This window comes from Neisseria sp. P0021.S005 (assembly GCF_051956955.1).
The window spans coordinates 1-1,466 of record NZ_JBQCWY010000736.1 but is presented as its reverse complement, the minus strand read 5'-3'; the positions used below and the strand labels follow the sequence as shown (position 1 = coordinate 1,466).

The 1,466-nt window shown below is 51.8% G+C and carries 2 protein-coding genes; both read left to right on the top strand.

Annotated elements, in window-relative coordinates; translation table 11 throughout:
- The coding region (locus ACTHUE_RS18845) for an anthranilate synthase component I family protein (RefSeq protein WP_440424161.1) at positions 1-707 on the top strand (707 nt) is incomplete at its 5' end.
- A gap of 43 nt (positions 708-750) precedes the next feature.
- Entirely contained in the window at positions 751-1,320 is a 570-nt protein-coding gene (locus ACTHUE_RS18840) for an RNA 2'-phosphotransferase (RefSeq protein ID WP_107769433.1), read from the top strand.
- The last annotated feature ends 146 nt before the right edge of the window (positions 1,321-1,466 follow it).

Below are 1,466 nucleotides of genomic sequence, written 5' to 3'. Positions count from 1 at the left end.
CGCTTGCCCTCTACCGCGCCCTGCGTACGCTGAACCCATCGCCGTATATGTTCTACTACGATTTCGGCGATTTCCATATTGTCGGCTCTTCGCCCGAAATCCTCGTCCGCCGCGAACGCGACGATGTTATCGTCCGTCCTATCGCCGGTACACGCCTGCGCGGCAAAACACCAGCCGAAGACCTTGCCAACGAACAAGACCTGCTGAGCGATGCCAAAGAAATTGCCGAACACGTCATGTTGATTGACTTAGGACGCAACGATGTCGGCCGCATCAGTAAAACCGGCGAAGTCAAAGTTACCGACAAAATGGTGATTGAAAAATATTCCCATGTGATGCACATCGTCTCTAACGTCGAAGGCCGTCTGAAAGACGGCATGACCAACATGGACATCCTCGCCGCTACCTTCCCGGCAGGCACACTTTCCGGCGCGCCTAAAGTCCGCGCCATGGAAATCATCGAAGAAGTCGAACCGAGCAAACGCGGCATCTACGGCGGCGCAGTCGGCGTATGGAGTTTCAACAACGACATGGACCTGGCCATTGCCATCCGCACTGCCGTGATTAAAAACAATACCCTCTTCGTGCAAAGCGGCGCAGGCGTAGTTGCCGACTCCGACCCAACCTCCGAATGGCAGGAAACCCAAAACAAAGCCCGCGCCGTGATCCGCGCAGCGCAAATGGTGCAAGAAGGGTTGGATAAATAATTTTCAGACGGCCTGCGCTCTGAAATGACTAAACAACAAGATTATGATACTAAAAGAAAAACAACTAAAATCCATCAGCAAATTCCTCAGCTTTATCTTGCGCCATCATCCCGAGCAAATCGGCATTACTTTGGATAAAGACGGCTGGGTGGATATTGATACCCTGTTGACACAGGTAAACCATCCCGAGCGCAGCTTTATGGGCAATCCGCTGACCTACGAAATATTATTGGAAGTGGTCGAAAAAAACGATAAAAAACGGTTTACCCTTTCTGAAGACGGCAAACGCATCCGCGCGGCACAAGGTCATTCGACGGCACAAGTTCAGGTTGAACACAAAGTGGCAACGCCTCCTCAGATTTTGTATCACGGTACGGCTGAGCGCTCTGTTCCATCTATTTTGGAACAAGGCCTGCATTCTGCCTCGCGCCATTTTGTCCATCTGTCTGCCGATGCTGCAACAGCCGTCAACGTCGGCTCCCGCCACGGCAAGCCGCTTGTATTGACCATCGACACTGTCGCCATGCTTGCGGCAGGACACCAATTTTATCTGGCGGACAACGGCGTATGGTTAACTGAAAACGTTCCTCCGCAATTTATCGGCAAACTTTAAAACATCAGGCCGTCTGAAGCCGTAAAACCATTTTCAGACGGCCTGCAAACACCCTACCCAATTTCTTCATAAAGCGATTATCCATGAACACATCCCCCATCCTCCCTCCTGCTATGCTCGGCATTCTTGGCGGCGGACAATTAGGC

Bases quoted from the DNA above. Each gene is read 5' to 3' on its own strand.
- ACTHUE_RS18840 (WP_107769433.1), top strand. From the start codon at position 751: ATGATACTAAAAGAAAAACAACTAAAATCCATCAGCAAATTCCTCAGC.